Genomic DNA, 17,156 nt, shown 5'->3' with positions numbered 1-17,156 from the left:
AGAGTACCATCGCGCGATTCAAACGGCGACTCACCGCTTCCCTGCGGGGTCGATCCCGTCCAACTCAAGCAACCGAAGTTCACTTGCGTGTCCTCACTCACGACCTGCTCCTGTTGGCAGCATAAGGGTTTCAACAAAGCCAGATAAACATGGATCAAATTCGATGGCGGCAAATTAATTTAATCCACACACATTGATCGAACCATTAATATCCTTATATTTTCTCCCAATCTGCGTTCCCTTGATAAATACTTTTTTATAATCTCTGCGTCCCTCCGCGACCTCCGCGGTTAGTTTTTGCATTCCATGGCGCAACACGATCTTATTGTCATCGGCGGCGGACCGGGCGGTTACATCGCCGCCATTCGGGCCGCACAACTGGGGTTCAATGCCGCCTGTGTCGAACGGGAATCGCGCTTGGGCGGCACTTGCCTGCGCGTCGGATGCATTCCCAGCAAAGCGCTGCTGGAATCAAGCGAAAAATTCGCAGAAGCGAAACACAAACTGGCCGAACATGGCGTGAAAACCACCGGCGTCGAGTTGGATTTGTCCGCCATGCTTCGCCGCAAAGAACAAATCGTCGATACGCTGTGCAAAGGCGTCGAGGGGCTGTTCCGCAAACACAAAATTGCCCGCTACACCGGCTGGGGGCGACTGGCCGGCCCCGGCCAGATTACGGTTACCGCGACCGATGGCGGCGTCCAGCAGTTGGCAGCCCAGCACATTGTCCTGGCCTCTGGCAGCAAGCCGGCACTGTTGCCGGGAATCGAACTCCATAGCGACCGCGTGGGAACCAGCACCGAAGCGCTCTCATATCCTGAAGCCCCCCAGCATTTGGTCGTGGTCGGCGGCGGGTACATCGGACTGGAGCTGGGTTCGGTCTGGAATCGCCTGGGCGCCAAAGTGACCGTGCTGGAATTTCTCGAACGCATTTTACCCGGCACCGACACCGAATTGGCTGACGAAGCGCTCAAGCTATTCCAAAAGCAGGGCCTCGAGTTTCGCCTGGGCAGCCGTGTTACTTCCGCCCGTTTCGATCTGGCTCATAACAAGTGTCTCGTGGAATGCGCCGGAGCCGTGGCCATTGATTGCGATCGCGTGCTGGTCGCCGTGGGCCGCACGCCGGCCACGCAAGATTTAGGGCTGGAAACCGTCGGCATCGCGCTCGATGCCAAAGGCCGCATCCCCGTCGACGATCATTTTCGTGTGATCAAAGAGCCGCAACCGTCAGGAAGCGCCGCAGCCCCCTCACCACTCACCACTCACTCCCCACCCCCCGCCCTCTACGCCATCGGCGATTGCATTGCCGGCCCCATGCTCGCCCACAAAGCCGAGGAAGATGCCGTTGCCTGCGTCGAGGGCATCGTCATCGGCTACTGCCACGTCGATTACAATCTAGTCCCCTCAGTCATCTACACGCATCCGGAAATCGGCGCGGTGGGCAAAACGGAAGACCAGCTTCAGGCTGAAGGCACGCCGTACCGCAAAGGCACGTTTCCGTTCCGCGCCAACGCCCGAGCCCGCACGCTGGCCGACGTGGAAGGCAAAGTAAAAATTCTGGCGCACCAAACCACCGACCGGGTCTTGGGCGTTCACATTTTGGGCCCGCGCGCCGGCGATTTAATTGCCGAAGCCGCCGCCGCCATGACGTTTGGCGCCTCCAGCGAAGACATCGCCCGCACCTGCCACGCCCATCCCACGCTAAGCGAAGCCGTAAAAGAAGCCGCCCTCGCCGTCGACGGCCGCACGTTGAATTTGTAGTTTGAGCGCGCCCCAATGCCCGACGCTTGGCAACCGCTGACCGCGCCGTTCCATTTCCACATTTCTCATTCCCGTTTCGCCTGTCCCATACCGCCCAACTTTAGCCATTTCGGGCTGCTCCAATGAGAAGCCAAAAAACCAAGCCGGCGGGTGTCGGTTAATGCGGTTTGCCGGGCTGAATGTATTTTTGCGTGCCGTAGACCATTTAACGGGTATAATTGTCGGTGGGAGAATATTCCATCTTCATGGGCCATGCAGGTGGATTGCCCGGTCAGCCTCGTCGGAACACTGCTAACCGACAGATTGAGCCGCTCCAACCCAGAAACGGAAGTGGTGATGCCATGTCTAAAACCAAAACTGTTTTAGCGAGCCTGTTGTCCGCATGGGCGATTCTTTTGATGCCCGCCAGTTCCATTCCAGCTTTGGCTCACGGCGGCGGAGGTGGTGGCGGCGGCGGCATGGGTGGCGGTGGCATGGGCGGAGGCGGACATGGCATGGGAGGCGGCTTCGGCGGTATGAGCATGGGGGGCATGAGCGCGCACAGCTTTGGCGGCGGATCGGGCTTTGGCGGCATGGGCAGCTTCACCAGCAGCGCGCGAAATTTCAGCGGCATGGGAAGTCAATTTTCCGGACAGCAGTTTTCCGGAAGCATGAGCCGGAGCGGCTTTCCAAGTGCGTCCAACTTTGGCAGCGGTGCAGCAGCGCGAGGTTTAACGTCGGCGTCAATGCCAGGCCTGTCGCATAACGCTTCGCTCAACAGCTCCTTCAGCCACAATTGGAATCAGGGCGAGCACTTCAGCCAGTTGAACGGTAACCAGTTTCGCAACGGCCAATTTGCGCACGACGGCAACTTTAATCATGACGGCAACTTCAACCACGATGGCAATTTCAATCACTTCAATAATTTCAACCACTGGAACAATTGGAATCACTTCCACAACTGCTTTGTGGTAGCCCCGTTTTGGTTCCCCTGGTGGTTCGGCGGCTTCGGCGATTGTTTCTACGGCTTCGGTTATTACGGCTACGGCGCTCCGTACTGTTACGATACCGCCTATTATCAGCCGACCGGCTACGATGTTCCCATCGACGACGCCGTAGCATACGAAAGCGCCGGCGATGCCGGCCAAACCCCGCCGGAATTACCCCTTCCGCAAAACAATGCGCTGAACGATGAAAATGGTGCCGCCACCTCGCAAGCCGGCGCTGAATTTTTCGGCCAGGCTGGCGATGCCTTCCAGGCCGGCAAATATCGCGATGCTTTACGGCTGGCCAACCATGCCGCCGTGGAGTCGCCGCAGAATCCCAAAGCGCCGGAGCTGATGGCGCTGGCTCTATTCGCCATGGGCCAATATCGTGACGCGGCCGCTCAGGCACATGTCGCCTTGGCGCTAGGCCCGCCTTGCGATTGGGCCGAATTGTTCGGTTATTACAACGACAAAGACCGCTACACCAATCAACTCCGCATCTTGGAAAAGTTTGCCAAAGACAACCCCGCAGCGCCGGAAGGACATTTTCTGCTGGCATATCAATATCTAATGACGGGCTTCAACACGCAGGCGGCCCAGGAATTGGGCGAGGTCGTAAAGCTAGCCCCTAACGATCGGTTAGCCGCCAGCCTGTTGAAAAAATATGGCGGCAATGCGGCAATGGAGTCGCTCCCCACTCCGCCGCAGCCGTTGCCGACAGCCGGCGGGACAGCTTCCGACTCAGCGACAACATCCAAAACCACGCTCGATAAGCCTGCCCCCATGCCCGCGCTCGTTCCGCCGCAACAAAATAAGTGACTTCCTCGGCAGACCATCGGCCGATAGCCGCCATCCCGAAGCGACTTTTTTGGCATACGCCACGCGGGCATTGGCTAGACCCTTGTCCCCCATCAGCTTGCCGTGCCACTGGTTTCACAGGGAGATTGACCCGTACCCATACCGCGTTTAAAGTGTCCCTTCCCTGCCGCGGCTCCCTTCTTTCCTGAACCCTAATTCCCCGACACCGGAACCCTTTTCGCGATGCTCGCCAAACGCGTCATCCCCTGTTTAGATGTCGACCGCGGTCGGGTCGTAAAGGGCACCAAATTCCTCGAGCTGCGCGATGCCGGCGATCCCGTGGAAGTTGCCGCCCGGTACGAGGCCGAGGGGGCCGACGAACTGGTGTTTCTCGACATCACCGCCAGCCACGAAGGCCGGGCCACCATGGTCGACGTCGTTAAGCGAACCGCAGAAGTCGTATTTATGCCCCTCACCGTCGGCGGCGGAATTCGCACGCTGGAAGATATTCGGGTTTTGTTAAATGCTGGGTGCGATAAGGTCTCCATCAATTCGGCGGCCTGTAAAAATCCAGAATTTGTGCGCCAGGCGGCTCGAAAGTTCGGCAGCCAGTGCATCGTGGTGAATATCGATCCCAAGCGGGTCCGGAAAAACGGCCACGAAAGCTGGGAGGTGCACATCAACGGCGGCCGCATCCCCACGGGCAAGGAAGCGGTCCCCTGGGCGGAGGAGGTGGAGCGGTTGGGAGCCGGCGAAATTGTCCTCACTTGCATGGATGCGGACGGCACGCAAAATGGTTATGATTTAGAAATGACGGCCGCCGTCAGCCAAGTGGTTGCCATTCCCGTGGTTGCCAGCGGTGGGGCGGGCCGTCCGGAACACCTGGCCGAGGCGATTCTCGTGGGTCACGCCGACGCCGCTTTGGCGGCCGGCATTTTCCACTTCGGCCAGTACACCATCCGGCAAACAAAACAAGCAATGAGAGAGCGCGGAATACCAGTGCGGTTATAGTAGGCAGAATGACGAATGACCAAGAACCAAGTGACCAATCAATTGCAGATCTTGGTCATTGGGATTTGGTCATTGGTTGTTCGCAGAGATTTCGATGTTCGTCACACGCAAGCCATCAATGAGTAATTCCGATTAAGCATTCATAGCACACTATGTCTCACGGCGACAACCACAACAACAATCATCATTTCAAAGCCGACTCGGCTGCCGATCGGTTTATTGGCAAGCACGAAGAGATAGAAATCGACAAGCTGTTTCGCGCCCTGGTTAAGCTCGAGGGGAGCGATTTGCACTTGAAGGTCGGCCGTCCGCCGTACGTGCGCGTGAAAGGCGCCTTGCGCCCCTTGAGCCGGGGGCCGATTGAAGACGAAGAAATGGTGCGTTTGATTTTCGGCATGTTCGACGAGCGGCGACAAAAAATCTTTGAAGAAACCGGCGGCTCCGACTTCGCTCACGTCGTCGATGTCGACGGCGTAAAGTGGCGCTTCCGCGTCAACGTGCTGCAGCAGTTGGGACATGTGGGCATGGTCGCCCGCCGCGTGAACAACTGGATTCCAAACTTCGAAGGCTTGAACTTGCCCCCGATCATGGAAGAGTTGTGCAAGTTCGATCAGGGAATGATTCTCCTGGCCGGCGTCACCGGCTCAGGTAAAAGCACGACCATTGCGTCGATGCTCAATTACATCAACCACCATTACCGCAAGCACATTCTCACGTTGGAAGACCCCATCGAATTCACCTTCACCGAAGACAAGTGCCTGATCAATCAGCGCGAGGTGGGTACCGACGTCAAAGATTTTTCCATCGGCATGAAGCACGCCGTCCGCGAAGATCCCGACGTCATGCTCGTCGGCGAAATGCGCGATCAGGAAACCTTTATGACCGCCATCCACGCGGCCGAAACCGGCCACCTGGTGTTCGGCACCATCCACGCCTCCAGCGCGCCCAGCACCATCAGCCGCATCTTAGATTTGTTTCCGCGCGAAATGCACGCCGCGCTCCGCAGTGCCATCGCCTTCAACATGCGGGGCATCGTCGCGCAAAAATTGCTCCCTTCCATCAAGGAAGGCGTGGGCCGCGTCCCCACCGTCGAAATTATGACCTTCAATGCCATGGCGCGAAAACTCATTCTCGAAGAACGCGACGAAAAATTGGCCGACCTCATCCGTATTTCCGCCAAGGACGGCATGCAAGACTTCACCATGAGTCTGAAAGAGTTGGTCGATCGCGAATTGATCGACCGTTCCGTGGCGCTGGAAGTGGCGCCCAATGTCGAGGCGTTGAAAATGGCCCTCAAGGGCATCGAAGTCAAGTCATCGGGAATGCTTTGATGTCACGTTGGGCAGCGCTGATTTTTGGTTGCGTGGCCTTGGCCATCATATTTTGGTCGCCACCACGCGCGCCCGCTCAGCCTCCGGTCGATGCACCGGCCGTCCAGCCCGAAGCAGGCAAAGGTTGGCCCCATTATCCGCTCCCCGCGGCTACCCAGTTTGGCAAAGACCCCAGCCTGGGACGCGGCCAGGGATTTTATCTCAGCTTGTCCCGTTTCTTTCTGATGTGGATCTTGTTTTTGCTCTGGGTGAAAACTGCCGACTGGGTCAGCCAGGATTGCCTGCGGCTGGACATGACTTACATGGTCTGGAACAGTGTCATGTTTGGTCCGTTTGTGGCCGCATTTTTTTTGATGTGGCTCTTGCCCTGGTTCGAAGTGGCTTATCCCCTCATGGCCGTGGCTTATTTGGCGCCGTTGGGTGTTTACATCATCATCCGCAACAAGGGCGTCGATTCGCACCAACGTGTGTTAACGCCCGATCATTTGCGGCACGTCTTCGCCGCCGTCGCCGGCAAAGTCGGTGTGAAAGTTTCCACCGAACGGCAGCTTGACCATGAAAAAGGAGCGCCCGTTAAGTTTAAAGCCACGGCCGGCGGCGGACGCGACGGCGAAGCGAACCTCTTGTTGGCACGCCGCTCCCCAGGCTATGTCGCCAGCAAAGACCTGGTCGCCGATATGCTCGATCGGCGGGGCGATGCCATCATGTTGGAATGCACCGCCGCAAATGTCGGCGTGCGCTTCCAAATCGACGGCGTGTGGCACAATGTCGACCCGCGCGACAACAACTCCGGCAATATGATTGTGGCCGTGCTCAAAACCATGGCCGGCCTCGATGCCAACGAACGCGCCAAGCGCCAAAGCGGCACCTTGGCCGCCGATTACCAGGGTCATCATTACTTTTGCAAGCTCCAAAGCGTAGGCGTAGAAAACGGCGAGCGGGTTGTTGCCCATTTCCATCCCACGAAGGCCCCGGTTCACACCTTGGAAGAATTGGGCCTGCGCGCCAAAACACAGGAACAATTGAAACAATTGCTCGCGCGAACGTCCGGGTTTGTCGTCTTTAGTTCGATGCCGTACGGCGGATTGAGTAATTTGTTCGACGCCGCGCTGAAAGTCTGCGACCGTTACGTCCGCGATTTCGCCGCCGTCGAAGACGTCAACAATCGTGAACACGAAATCGAAAATCTCCAGGTCACCACATACAATGCGGCGGCCGGAGAAACACCAGTGCCGGCCTTGGAAAAAATTATTCGCACGTATCCCAACGCCCTGGTGGTCCGAAGCCTGACCGACGGCCCTACCGCCAAGCTGTTGTGCGAACAAGTCAAGGAAGATCGGCTCATCCTTGCCGGCATGCGCTCCAAAGACGCCCCGGAAACCTTGTTGCGCGTGTTGCTCTTGAAAGTGCCCCCCAAAGATTTTGTAAATGCCGTCAGCGGCGTCATCTGCGTCCGATTAGTGCGCAAACTGTGCGACGCCTGCAAGGAAGGCTATCCGGCGCCGGCCGAAATCCTGCAGCAGTTCGGCATCCCGCCGGGGAAAGTCCAAACCTTGTTTCGCACCCCGTCCCAGGTCGATCCGAAAAAGCCCTGCCCCCAATGCCAGGGAATCGGTTACAAAGGACGTACCGGGCTGTTCGAACTGCTGGTCGTCGACGACGGCGTCCGCGAAGTCCTTATGAAAAGCCCTAAACTCGATTTGGTCCGCGCCGCATCTCGCAAGGGCGGCATGAAAACGTTTCAGGAAGAAGGTCTGGTTTTGGTCGTAAAAGGCGTCACGTCGCTGTTGGAATTACAACGGGTGCTGAAAGGATAACGCAATAATTCGTATCACGATTCGCCCGAAATAGCCGAACTCATTTCCAATGTTCAAAGTCCAATTTCAATCTCCTCGCGATCTTTTAGTCATTCGAAATTGGAATTGAATGCTGCCTTCGTCATTCGAGCTTCGTCATTTGTCATTTACATAGCCATGCTTAATTTAATCATCCTGGCCATTTTCGCCATCTGCGTGGCCTTCATTTTCAACGAAGGCATGTGGGGCGCTTGTTTGATGTTCTGCAACACGCTCATGGCAGCGGTGCTGGCCTCCAATCTTTTCGAACCAGTCGCCAATCGGCTGGAAGGCATGTGGCCCGGCCTCACTTATTTCTGTGATTTTATCGCCGTCTGGCTCGTCTTTGTCGTGTCTTTGGTGGTATTTCGTTTGTCCACCGATTTGTTCTCTCGCCATCGCATGCGGTTCAAAAAAGTGGTCGATGTTACCGGCGGTGTCATTTTTGCCATCGGCGTGGGCTGGATCATGGTCCAATTCACTTTGTTCACCATGCATCTGGCCCCCCTGGAGCGTAACTTTCTGGGTTTCCAGGAATCGCCGGAAACTCGCATGTTTTTCGGGTTGGGCCCTGACCGAAACTGGTTGGCCTTTATGCACGAAATCAGTAGCGGCAGCGCCTTGTCGCGCACCCCGTCCCCCGGTGACCCGGATGCCCACGTGTTTGATCCGCGGGGCGATTTCATTCTAAGATATGGTCAGCGGCGCAAAGACTTCGAAGCCCAAACCAGCCTGAGCGTCGGACCGTAATTCCGAACGGGTCGCTTGCGTCCAATTGCCCAAAGTCTCAGAGTCGAAAAGTCGCCGTGCCTAAAAGTTCAATCGCTGGACCCATTCCCGCCTCGAAGAACGATGTGCTTCATGGTTTAATTCTTTGGTCTTTTGATCCCTAGCCTGCGGCTTTCTGCCATGCGTCAACCCGGCATTTCGTTGAGCCCTGCGGAACGCGAGATCGTCGAATACGGCCGCATCAGCGGCTGGGCGGTGGCGGCCATTTTGTTGGGGGTGCTTTCGGCCGCGGCCATCGTGGGACCACTGTTGTGGTTTATCCCGGTGTCGGCGGGCGCCGTTTCGATAGTCGCCATGCGCAAAATTAACGCTTCCGAGAGCCGCCTTTCCGGCTGGCACCTGGCGCTCTTGGGTTTGCTCTTAGCGATTTTTTTTGGCGTGGCCGGACCTGCGCGCACCCTCAGTCGGCAGTATTTAGTGGAAGTCCGCGCCGCGCATTTCGCGGAGAAATTCCTGGACCTGCTGCAGCATAAACAACCCTTGGCCGCTTACCAATTGGCACTGCCAGCGGGCGTCCGTGCCGTGGTTGAAGTCGGCCAGACCGAGCTTAAAGACAAATCGCCTGAAGCGAAAAAAGCCTACGATGAATTTTTGAAGCTGCCGGCCGTCAACATGCTGTTGGAAGCGGGGGCCGAAGCAAAAATTGAGCCATTGTCAGCCACCTTTGCCGGCGGCGATGATTCTCGGGACGACGTCATCGTGAAGTACCGCATTCGCAGCTCGGCTGGCAACGACGGAAAATCCGCCGATGTGCTCATGGATGTAAATCGCTCCCTGGCCTACGGCAGTCATACCGAGCAATGGCAAATTCTTTGGCGCACCATTCGGGAAGAGTGACGGAAAACGAGCGCTAGCTGCCAGTTGATTCCCAATTCTAATCATGGCCGCTTCGGCTGGTTTTCTGCACGGGGAGGTTCCAGACGCCGTTTTCTGCGAAATCGGAGGACCAAATTGATTCGACCGAACAGTTGACGCGGTTGTTACAAACGAAACCGTTGCTCTTCTTCTGGGGTATCTCCTATAATCAGAGGGCGCTTCGAGCGGTTCGTACTGCACGTGCTAATACGGCTCTTCGGGAGAAGCGAATCATGGCCACGTTTTCTAAGCTCAATTGCGTGGTGGCGGCGATTGCAATGGGAGTGGCTGGCGCGGTTTTCGCCGCTCCTGCCGAACAAGGCATGCCGCCGACGAACACAATCACTCCCCCAGCGACTCCAGCCAATACGTCAGCCGCCGCCGCGCCCGATGGGAAAGAGCTTTTCCAGCGCGAATGGATTCCCAACGATCCGCGCTCCCACGGCGGCGACGGTTTGGGACCCGTCTTCAACGACAGTTCGTGCGTCGCCTGCCATAACCAAGGGGGTTCCGGCGGCGGCGGAACTGCAAGCAAAAATGTCGATATCATCACGGCTTTTGTCAACCCGGTGGTGCAACAACAACAAGAACAGCCAGCGCCTGCAGTGCAAACGCTGCCCGGAATGATTTTGGATGTTTTCGTAAACAGCCTTTCGCAAACCGGCGAGTCACAGCCAGCTGGTAACAATCACGCGCAGCCCGCGGCTAGCCGCGATCACCAGCCCGCGAATATCCAAGTAAGTGTTGTCGGCGACGCACAGCCGGCTGCCAGTAATGAAACCCAACCCGCGACGAACAACACCCCGCAGGCTGGTCCCAGCCAACAAACCGCTGCCGTCAGTATGCCGGTCCCCCAAACTGCTGCCGCTGCCACGCCCGTTGTCCAGCCGAAACCGGAAGATCAACTGGCGGAAATCAATCGCCAAAAACAAGAACTCGCGAAAATTCACCCCGGTTTTGCGTCGGCCCGCAGCGTGGTTTTGCATCGCTTTTCCACCGACGAAAAATACGAATCGTGGCGGATGCAAATGTCGGGCCTCGGACAGTTCAATGGCGCCCCCAACGCGCCGGCTAATTCATCCGAAGACGCGGACGCTTCCGCGGGTCAAATTCAAGTCACCAGCGACGTGGAAGCCGAGCAGAAAATGCAACAGCTGAAAACGCAAGCTCAACTTGTGCAACAGCAAGGCTTGCAGGGGCAAATGGGGGATTTCTCCTTCGTCCATTCGCGACGTAATCCCACGGCGCTGTTTGGCGTCGGCCTGATCGATCAGATTCCCGATCAGGCGCTAATCGATCAAGCCAACAAAAAATTCAAAGGCTTTCCCGAAATTCAAGGCCGCGTAGCCAAAATGAAGGACGGCAAACTCGGACGCTTCGGTTGGAAAAACCAAAAGGCATCGCTCTACGAATTTGCCATGACTGCCTGCGCCGTCGAACTCGGCTTGGACGTGCCCGATCATCCCCAGGCCGGTCTACCCCTGAATCCCAATTACAAACCTAACGGGCACGACCTGAACCAGGCCGAGTGCCTGGCCCTGGTTGATTATTTGCGCAATTTGCCGGCGCCGGTGCAACACAAACCCGGCACTCCGCAGGAAGCGGAAATTTTATCGGCCGGCGAAAAACAATTTGCCGCCGTCGGCTGCGCCAACTGCCACGCGCAGCAGTTGGGCAACGTGACCGGAATTTACAGCGATCTGTTGCTGCACGACATGGGTCCGGAGTTGGGCGATTCCGGAAATTACGGCGTCTTTGTTCCCGATTCGCCGGAGGAAGAGCAACAAGCCGATCCAATCCCAAGTTTGCAGGCGGGCACTTTGAACGGGGGCCCAGCTCATGTTTTGACCAAAGCCGAACGTGAAAAAACCTTCGGCGCGCTACGACAGGAATGGCGCACTCCGCCCCTGTGGGGCGTGCGCGATTCGGGCCCCTACTTGCACGACGGCCGGGCCGAAACGCTGGAACAGGCCGTCGCTTTTCACGGCGGAGAAGCCGCCAATTCCGCCAAGCAGTTTTTCATGCTCAAACCGGCGGAACGTACCCAGGTGGTGGCGTTTCTTAAATCGCTGACTGCGCCGGAGCAAACCGCCGCCGCGGAATGAACGGCGGAACGAAATTGTCCATCCGCGACTGCCCCGCCCGCATTACGATTTCAGCATAAACCGGTACGGCTTGTCTTTCCAAGTTCCCGCGTAATCAACCCCGATCCGCGGGGTTTGCGCAATCTGCGATCGCCGTACTCGCAAGCCGCGATTTTCCAACCATAGTCCGGCTTCCTCGTCTGCGGGCAGCGCATTCAACCGTCGATCGATGTGCAAAGCCTTCGTCAATTTGCCCGGCCCCGTGAATTCTCCCGCGCCCCGGAACAACACGGCGGCCGGCCAATCTTCCCCGTCCGTCACAATGTTCAGCATCCAGTGCATGCCGTAACACAAGTAAACGTACCAGTGCCCGGCCGGCCCATACATGACTTCCGTCCGTGGAGTTCGGCCGAAGCGCCCGTGGCAGGCTAAATCGTGCGGACCAACGTACGCCTCCACTTCATTAACCACGACGGCCTGCTCGCGGTTTCGCCACCGCCGCACCAGGTGTTTGCCCAACAATTCTCGGGCCACGACCAGCGCCGGCCGAGCAAAAAAACTTTGCTCCAAAACTTGGCTGGTAGTCGACATGGCGGGTAAATGACGAATGACAAATGTTTAATGACGAATCCCGGCGCGCCGGGATCGAATGACCAATTTCCAAGCACCCATGACCAATGCTTGAAGTTGAACTTTGGTCATTGAGATTTGGTCATTGGTCATTCATTTCCGGCGCGCCGGGATTCGTCATTATAACAGCGCTTCGGCCTCAAGGCGGCTGCGCTTCCATCATACCCTATCCATCGAACAGCGCCACGCTGGCAGTAAAGCCGTGCAAAAAGTTTTGGTTGCCGACCGGCCCAATTTCTCCCTGCGCAAAAAATCCCGCCACAGGAATATCGCCCAAAATGTCGCGCAGGCAATTGATGTCGTGATTCGAAGAGGAAAACATGCGCGTGCCGCGCCCATTGCAACTGAACAACAGTGCCCCGGCCGGCGCCGGCTCGCCGCCGGTCATGACCGCCGTGCGCAACAAATGTCGCAAGTCTTCGTCGGCGGTGACTTCGTCACGAATGTGAAACTGCACCGTTTGCCCGGTGCGCATATAATCGCCCACAGCGATAGCTCCCGTGTTGGGATCGACGCCGATGACGTTGCGCACCAAAAAATCGCCGCGATGAAATTCATCTTGATATTCGCTCAACACTCGGCCCACGTGCAACCCACGCCGCGCTTGCCAGCGTTCCTGCTCGGTAAGCGTTTGAAACACTTCTTGCAAGCGGCTCAACGGCGGCGCTCCCCCCAATTCTTGAATAACGTTCGATTCGGCCCGCGTGATCACATAGGGTTTGCCTACCGGTCGGCAACCCTGCGAGACGACGCTTCGAATTCGCACGCTGCCATAAAGGAGTGCCGCCACCGCCCCTTGAATTTGTTCGCCGCGTCCCAAAACAAGGCGATTTTCGCCCGGCGCTACCCCACCGGAAGCCATGCCGCCTAACACCGGCGCGCCGGGATGATCTTCGTTGAAGCGCCGCACCACTTCGTCCGCTGGAAAACTGAACGGCTCGCCCAATAGCAGCATCGCGCTCTCAGCAGGCCAGGGCTCCGGCAAATCGGCCGGCCAGCCGGTAAAAATGCTCCCTTCACGAGTCTGTTCAAAATTCAGGTGCATCAATTTTATGGTGGTGTTTGGCAGAGAGGCCAGCCAGACCGAAACCGCTGGTTGCGACTCAATTTCGCGATTTCCACCGATTATTGATTCCCCCGTGCAGCCCAACAAGGCTTCAGAACCAATCGCATCACACACTTGCACAGCCACTTGAGCCAACTGCCCGCGATGGTGCGGAGACACAAACACCACCGCCAAATCAGGCTTCGTTCCCAATTGCGATAATGCCGCCCGGCACGCTTCATCCACTGCCGCGCCGCTGTCTGGCTGTAAAGAAAGCGCCGCCCCAAAGCGCGCATGGGCTTTCTGCCCCGTTTGGGTCATGTTCACATCTCCCCGCTACGGCAAGGGGATAAGCCCTAGCCGATTTCAAATATCGCTTCCACTTCAACCGCCATGTCTCCCGGCAACGCGGCGGCGCCCACGGCGCTGCGGGCCCCCACTCCCGCATCGGGTCCAAACACTTCCGCCATCAGTTCGCTAAAACCGTTCAACACGGCCGGTTGTTGATGAAATTCCGGCGTGCAATTGACGAGCCCAAACGTTTTGATGATTCGCTTGACGCGGTCCAGGCTCCCCAGCGCTTCGCGCAGCGTCGCCAAAATGGCGAGGCCGGTTTGCCGTGCGGCAGCCTGGCCCGCCTTCAAATCCAAGTCGCTTCCCACGCGACCTGTAATCAACGATTTATCGGCCCGCAACGGACCGTGGCCCGAAAGATATGCCCATTTCTCACTAATCACGATGGGTTTGTAAAGACCCACCGGTTTAGGGGCTGGCGGCAGTTGTAGTTGCAGTTCTGTCAAACGGGCCTCGGCACTCATCAGCTTCTCGCAAATTGAAAAAGAATTTTAACGGCAAGTGGGGCATCGTGCTTCGCATCAATTTCTACAACAAATCACCATAATATCCTGAGGTGGTCCTGGAAAGGTGCCACGTGATGCGTCATCCTTTAGGTTGCGGTTTTCGAGCGATTCGTGATGGACCGCCAGTTCTTGTTGATTCTCGATTTCCATTCGCCGAGCCTTCAATGGCCACCTCAAGACTTGAATATCCGAACCTGGGCTTAGGCGTCGGATTGCGGAGTGCCCATTTTTCGCACATTTTGGAACATCGCCCGGCGGTCGATTGGTTCGAAATTATTTCAGAAAACTTTATCGATTCCGGCGGCCGCCCGCGCTATGTGCTGGAGCAAATCGCCGAGCGTTATCCCGTGGTGATGCATGGCGTATCACTATCGATTGGCAGCACCGATCCACTGAATTTCGATTACTTGGCGAAACTAAAACGGCTCGCTCGTGAAGTGAACGCTCGCTGGATCTCCGACCACTTATGTTGGACGGGCGTCCTGGGAATGAACACGCACGATTTGCTTCCCCTCCCCTTCAACGAGGAAACTTTGCGGCATGTGGTCCGGCGTGTGCGCACGGTGCAAGATTTTTTAGAGCGGCCGCTGGTCTTGGAAAATCCCAGCAGTTATGTCACGTTTGCCGCTTCATCCATGAGCGAATGGGAATTTCTGGCCCGCGTGGCCGAGCAAACCGACTGCGCCCTGCTGCTGGACGTGAACAACGTGTACGTTTCGAGCAGGAATCACGATTTTGATCCCGCCGAGTACATCTGCAAATTGCCGCACCACCGAATTGTGCAAATGCACTTGGCCGGGCACACACCTTGCCGCACGCATTTACTCGACACGCACGACAACCACGTGGTTGACCCCGTGTGGGAGTTATACCGGCTGGCGCATGAAAAGACCGGCGGCGTAGCCTCGTTGTTAGAGTGGGACGCCAAAATTCCGCCGTTTCCGGTGGTGCATGCGGAAGTGTTGAAAGCGCGGAAATATATGACTGCGAAGTTGACCCCCGTGAACCAGGGCGTCGTCGATTTTTCCGGCGCGGCGGCGTCTTTGGAACATCGAGCTTCCGTCACACCGCCACATCCGGCAACGCTGGTATTGGCCGAAGTGGAGTGAAAGTCGCTGGTGAAAAGGCAAGAATATGAAACAGCAATCGCTCGAGAATGTGCAGCGGTGGATGCAATCGGTCATCACGCATCCCGGCGGCGTGGAAGCCGGTTTGGCAGCGCCAGCCACACAGTCCCATCTGGAAATAGCGCCCGCACAACTGGAGCAAATTGTCGAGCCCTCGCTCCGCCAATCGAGCGTCGATCGCTTGGCCGTATACGCCGGTGCCTACTATACCCGGCTCATCGAGTGCCTTCAAGCGGAATTTCCAGTGTTCCATCGCGCCGTCGGCGACGATGCGTTTGCCGAGTTCGCCGTCGATTATCTCCAGCGCTGTCCGTCCCAAAGTTACACGCTGGCAAAGTTGGGTGAAAAATTCGTTTCGTATCTCAGCGAAACCAAACCCGCCGCTGAAGGCGACGCAACCATACCCGGATGGGCCGATTTTTTAATCGACCTGGCGACATTGGAGCGAACCGTAAGCGAAGTGTTCGACGGCCCGGGCCTGGAAAGACGCCCTTTGACATTCGACAACGAATTATCGGCCATCGACCCCAAGCAATGGCCGCAGGCGCGCCTGACAGTGGCCCCCTGTTTGCGGTTGCTGTCGCTCCGTTTTTCGTTGAACAACTATTACACGCGGATGAAACAAGGCAACGGCAACGCCACTATTCCGCCGCTGCAAAACGCATGGCTGGCGATTACTCGGCGCGATTATGTGGTGCGGCGGTACGAGCTCAGTCATCCGCAATTTGTGGTGCTAGACGCATTGCAGCGTGGCCAAACCGTTGGCGACGCCATTGCCGCCGCCGCGGCCGTGTATGTCGGCGAAATCGACCAACTCGCCGCCGACCTGCGCGACTGGTTCCGCCTCTGGACCGCCGCACCAATGTTTGTCCAGATAGAGGTTAACGACTAGCAGTTAGCGATTAGCCGGAAAGTCGGAGTAGCTAATTGCTTCTCACTTCAGCACGTCGAATAGATTGCTGCGATCGTCGGTCCACAAAATTGGCCTCTTTTTCTCAGGCGGATCGCGCTCTTCCGGCGGCGGCTCGGCAAAGGGGGACAGTGCCGCCAGCAAGTCGCGGTTGTGCGTGAGAATCATCCAGTCGGACCGGTACATTTGATTCTCGCCTCCTTCGTTGGAGATGAGAACATGGTCGAGACCATATTTCTCGGCCAGACCCAACACGATCGGCTCCAAATCAACGTAACGATTGGTGATGTGTACGGCAATGGCCCCATCCTCGTCGCCATCTGCCGCTTTGGCCAGTTGTTCGACATAAATTTGGCATGCCTCCTGTGTCAGCAAGTGCACGGGAATGGCGTCGCCGCTGAAAGCATCGAGCACCAGCACGTGAAATTTTTGTGGCTCGTGGTTTTGCAGTTCGCGGTCCAGCGTCAGCCGCGCGTCGCCTAATTCTATCTCGTATTTCGCGCCGCGCTGACGGCAATCTTTCAAATACGTGAAATACTCGCCAGGTTCAGTGATGGCGATAACCGCGGGATTGATTTCGTAAAAGCGAATAGAATCGCCCTGTTCGGCATAAGCGGCCAAGGTGCCTGTGCCCAAGCCCACGGCGCCAATCCGCAGACCGTGCAAGTTTTTATTTTCGCGATAAAAGCCGATGGCCCGCCCCACGCCGGTTTCCGGCGCGTAATACGTGGTGGGAATGTGTCGACGATCTTCGCTGGTGTATTGCAAACCGTGCGTGATCCGCCCGTGATTGAGAACGTGAATCTCGCTTTCCGGATCGTTGATTTTGCGATCATCGACTCGCAGCGTGCCGAAAAAATTTCGCCTTTGCAGCAGCACTTTCTCAAACAGCTGACTTTGCTTTTCGAAATAACCGCATATATCGTAAATGCCCACGCCTGTGATGGTCAGCACGCAGAGCGTCAACCCCAACACAACCGCGGAGCGTCGCTTGCTGCGGGCGAGCGGTTTCCCGTCCGCCAGTTTGCCGCCCAAGAGCGATAAAATCGCGCGCAGTATAAGCCAGCTCGCCAAAACGAAGCCCAAAAAAAGCGATGAATTCCACTCAAAAAACGTGACGAACAACTGCGGTGCAATTAGGGTCACCGCCACGCC

The 17,156-nt window shown here is 57.0% G+C and carries 14 protein-coding genes; 10 read left to right on the top strand and 4 right to left on the bottom strand.

Going from position 1 to position 17,156, the window contains the following annotated elements:
• The first annotated feature begins 306 nt into the window (after window positions 1-306).
• The 8 genes from VMJ32_05770 (at window position 307) to VMJ32_05735 (ending at window position 11,450) form a co-directional block, all read left to right on the top strand.
• Complete coding sequence (locus tag VMJ32_05770) at window positions 307-1,761, top strand: FAD-dependent oxidoreductase (protein HTQ38513.1); 1,455 nt, start codon at window positions 307-309, stop codon at window positions 1,759-1,761.
• 341 nt (window positions 1,762-2,102) lie between these two features.
• A complete protein-coding gene (locus tag VMJ32_05765) occupies window positions 2,103-3,545 on the top strand; it encodes a tetratricopeptide repeat protein (GenBank protein ID HTQ38512.1) in 1,443 nt (480 codons plus the stop codon).
• Between the two features lie 222 nt (window positions 3,546-3,767).
• On the top strand, window positions 3,768-4,535 hold the full coding sequence (gene hisF / locus VMJ32_05760) for an imidazole glycerol phosphate synthase subunit HisF (GenBank protein ID HTQ38511.1): 768 nt from the start codon (window positions 3,768-3,770) through the stop codon (window positions 4,533-4,535).
• Between the two features lie 152 nt (window positions 4,536-4,687).
• Window positions 4,688-5,866: a PilT/PilU family type 4a pilus ATPase gene (locus VMJ32_05755; protein HTQ38510.1), complete on the top strand. Its 1,179-nt coding sequence runs from the start codon at window positions 4,688-4,690 to the stop codon at window positions 5,864-5,866.
• Window positions 5,866-7,683 carry an ATPase, T2SS/T4P/T4SS family gene (locus tag VMJ32_05750; GenBank protein HTQ38509.1) on the top strand — a complete coding sequence of 606 codons (1,818 nt, stop codon included), beginning with the start codon at window positions 5,866-5,868 and terminating at the stop codon, window positions 7,681-7,683. The genes VMJ32_05755 and VMJ32_05750 overlap by 1 nt, the downstream gene beginning before the upstream one ends.
• A 156-nt stretch (window positions 7,684-7,839) precedes the next feature.
• Window positions 7,840-8,451, top strand: a complete 612-nt coding sequence (locus VMJ32_05745) for a CvpA family protein (GenBank protein HTQ38508.1) — start codon at window positions 7,840-7,842, stop codon at window positions 8,449-8,451.
• Between the two features lie 159 nt (window positions 8,452-8,610).
• Entirely contained in the window at window positions 8,611-9,327 is a 717-nt protein-coding gene (locus VMJ32_05740; protein ID HTQ38507.1) for a hypothetical protein, read from the top strand.
• A gap of 251 nt (window positions 9,328-9,578) precedes the next feature.
• Entirely contained in the window at window positions 9,579-11,450 is a 1,872-nt protein-coding gene (locus VMJ32_05735; protein HTQ38506.1) for a di-heme oxidoredictase family protein, read from the top strand.
• 42 nt (window positions 11,451-11,492) lie between these two features.
• Here VMJ32_05735 and VMJ32_05730 read toward each other — a convergent pair whose 3' ends face one another.
• The 3 genes from VMJ32_05730 to VMJ32_05720 all read right to left on the bottom strand — a co-directional run bounded on the left by VMJ32_05730 (window position 11,493) and on the right by VMJ32_05720 (window position 13,922).
• Window positions 11,493-12,020, bottom strand: coding sequence for a DNA-3-methyladenine glycosylase (locus tag VMJ32_05730; GenBank protein ID HTQ38505.1), 528 nt, complete (start codon window positions 12,018-12,020; stop codon window positions 11,493-11,495).
• A 205-nt stretch (window positions 12,021-12,225) separates the two neighbouring features.
• A complete protein-coding gene (locus VMJ32_05725; protein ID HTQ38504.1) occupies window positions 12,226-13,425 on the bottom strand; it encodes an FIST N-terminal domain-containing protein in 1,200 nt (399 codons plus the stop codon).
• 35 nt (window positions 13,426-13,460) lie between these two features.
• Window positions 13,461-13,922, bottom strand: coding sequence for a RidA family protein (locus VMJ32_05720; GenBank protein ID HTQ38503.1), 462 nt, complete (start codon window positions 13,920-13,922; stop codon window positions 13,461-13,463).
• 206 nt (window positions 13,923-14,128) lie between these two features.
• On the opposite strand from VMJ32_05720, the gene VMJ32_05715 reads away from it, so the two are divergent.
• Window positions 14,129-15,073: a DUF692 domain-containing protein gene (locus VMJ32_05715; protein ID HTQ38502.1), complete on the top strand. Its 945-nt coding sequence runs from the start codon at window positions 14,129-14,131 to the stop codon at window positions 15,071-15,073.
• 25 nt (window positions 15,074-15,098) lie between these two features.
• A complete protein-coding gene (locus VMJ32_05710; protein ID HTQ38501.1) occupies window positions 15,099-15,983 on the top strand; it encodes a DNA-binding domain-containing protein in 885 nt (294 codons plus the stop codon).
• A gap of 42 nt (window positions 15,984-16,025) precedes the next feature.
• On the opposite strand, the gene VMJ32_05705 is transcribed toward VMJ32_05710, so the two are convergent.
• The coding region (locus VMJ32_05705; protein HTQ38500.1) for a hypothetical protein at window positions 16,026-17,156 on the bottom strand (1,131 nt) is incomplete at its 5' end.

Source organism: Pirellulales bacterium (assembly GCA_035499655.1).
Classification (GTDB): Bacteria; Planctomycetota; Planctomycetia; order Pirellulales; family JADZDJ01; genus DATJYL01.
This window is presented reverse-complemented; position numbering and strand designations above follow the sequence as displayed.